This window comes from Oleiphilus sp. HI0066 (assembly GCF_001635725.1).
In genome coordinates this window covers 1-2,443 of sequence record NZ_LWFH01000976.1, presented here as the reverse complement: position 1 = coordinate 2,443, position 2,443 = coordinate 1, and the positions used below count along the sequence as shown (strand labels likewise).

Sequence of the window (2,443 nt, the reverse complement as noted above, 5' to 3'; positions counted from 1 at the left end):
GATCAAAGCGCTCAAACAAGAGCGTGTATCAATCGACTATGTTTCCGGCACAAGTATCGGCGCGTTCGTCGCCAGTTATTATGCATTTGGGAAATCAATTGAAGACATGACAGCCGTTGCGGAGAATCTAACCTTCAAAAGCATGGCGAGCTTTAGCTGGCGGGCTTCAGGAGGATTATTTTCTACCAATGCAGTCCGAGAAATGCTGATCAAAGATCTTGGCGATGCCCAAATCGAAGATGCACAAATACCCCTATCTATTTCCGCGACCGACATTTGTACCGGAGAGCAAATTATCTTCACTAAAGGCTCAGTTGCCGATGCCGTTTGTGCGTCAGTCGCAGTACCTGGCCTTTTTGCGCCTGTGGAGCTCAATGGACGAAAACTCGTGGATGGAGGCATTATTGAAAACGTACCCGTATCATTAGTCCGTAAGATGGGTGCGGGCATCATTATTTGCGTTGATCTTACGCACACAAAACGCTATCAAGCACCTAAAAACATGGCTGACACGCTGGGCAACGCCATTGATATCTGTATTGACCATAAAACCAAAGAACAGCTCAAGCAAGCCGATATCGTTGTCGGTTTAGATCTCTCTTCTTACAGCCGATCAGACAATAGAGAGCGCACCAGTGAGTTGATTAACGAAGGTTATGTCGCAATGCTTAAGCGTGCGAAATCAGCCCAGCAATTGAAACACGTGGCGCTCATCCGCTATATCGTGCGCCTAGTGAGGGAAGTCATACCTCTGAAGGTTCCCCACATCCTGTCTCGATTTTATAAAGCAAAACAAAGCCTGATAGATATGGGGTCTAAGAACTAGCAAAGCATCCATTTCGATAAAATAGATGCTTTTGTCTCAAGATCTTGAAAAACTACTTATCGAATTAGAAACGATAAAGCAGTTCAGCGCTGACGCTTGAATCGATAAAGAAAGTATCTTCCTCAAATAAGGCATATTCAAGGCGAATGGCTGTGTCCTGGCTGAAGAACCATCCTGCGTTAAGGCTATAAACCAGCTCTTTGGAAGCTGGGCCATGACTCAACTTTGTGGATGTATACGTGAGACCAACATCGATAGCCTTCGTCGGAAAGTAGGTCACACCTAAACCAAGTTGAGTCTCTTCTAAAGGATTTGTATCTAAGTTTCGAACGGTATTGTTCACAACCGACAAATCTATCTCATCGTGCTCTATTTCAAGATAAAGCGCTGACAGTTCAATAAATTGACCCAAATCAGCAAGCTCAAACAATGCATCGACGGTTAAACCATAGGTATCACCAACTGCATCATTATAAATCAATGATGCGATCATGTGTTCTGATGCATAAACACCTAGCTCAAACTCCGTCATGCTATCGCTATTGGTGAACGTAGTCCCATCTCTAAAACCAAGCTCTGCGTCATCACTAAACACATGATTTACCGATAACCAAAGTGGAATACTCTCATGCGTGATAGTGCCACCAAGGCCAGTGCGATCATTATCTACTGTTTCTAAAATACGACCACCTCTAACTTGAGCAAGGTCGGAGTATTCGAGCTGCGTATGATAAGCAAATACGCTTGAGACTTGTTGATATTTCGCTGCCAAGGCAAGTGGCTTGCTTCCATCAAGCATGATCGGATCTAAATATGCCGTCGCGCTTAAGCCTAAGAACTTACCTGATCCTGAATTGTCTTGAGAGATACTCGCTCCCGCTCCATATACAGCAAATTGAAAAGAATTTTCTGCCAAGGTCATGGTAGAAAAACAAAGCGATAGAAAAACAAATGAGATGACTCTGCTCATTAACAGTACTTCCTTGATTTATTGTTATGCACAAAAAAGCCCCGTTGTTTCCAACAGGGCTTTTAGCTAAAAGAACTAAGGCTTACTTAGCTTCTTTCTTAGCCTTTTCTTCAGCAATTACTTCTTCTGCCACGTTCATTGGGCAAGGTGCGTAGTGAGAGAACTCCATTGAGAACTGACCACGACCAGAAGTAATAGTACGTAGGTGACCGATGTAACCGAACATCTCTGAAAGAGGAACGTCCGCTTTAACACGTACACCAGTGTTACCAGCTTCTTGGTCCTTGATCATGCCACGACGACGGTTCAAGTCACCGATAACATCACCAACGTGATCGTCTGGAGTAAACACGTCTACTTTCATCACTGGCTCAAGAAGTTGAGGACCAGCTTTTGGCATTGACTGACGGAATGCACCTTTTGCTGCAATCTCAAATGCTACTGCTGATGAGTCAACTGCGTGGTAAGCACCATCGTATAGTTCAACTTCAACGTCCAATACAGGGAAGCCTGCAAGTGGACCAGTTTCCATCATACCTTGGAAACCTTTCTCGATTGCTGGGAAGAATTCCTTAGGAACGTTACCACCAACAACTGTTGAAGTGAAAGTAAGACCAGTGTTTTGCTCACCTGGCTTGATGCGGTAG

Annotated in this window: 2 protein-coding genes and 1 pseudogene; 1 reads left to right on the top strand and 2 read right to left on the bottom strand. The window is 44.3% G+C overall.

Translation table 11 applies throughout. The annotated features are described in order from the left end of the window. Window positions 1-826 (top strand): patatin-like phospholipase family protein (locus A3738_RS11060; protein WP_068763595.1); only part of this gene is annotated, 826 nt, incomplete at its 5' end. 64 nt (window positions 827-890) lie between these two features. Here the strand turns inward: A3738_RS11060 and A3738_RS11055 are convergent. Beyond that, complete coding sequence (locus A3738_RS11055; RefSeq protein WP_068500921.1) at window positions 891-1,796, bottom strand: hypothetical protein; 906 nt, start codon at window positions 1,794-1,796, stop codon at window positions 891-893. An 82-nt stretch (window positions 1,797-1,878) separates the two neighbouring features. Next, window positions 1,879-2,443 (bottom strand): annotated as a pseudogene (locus A3738_RS11050) (elongation factor G); the annotation flags it as partial.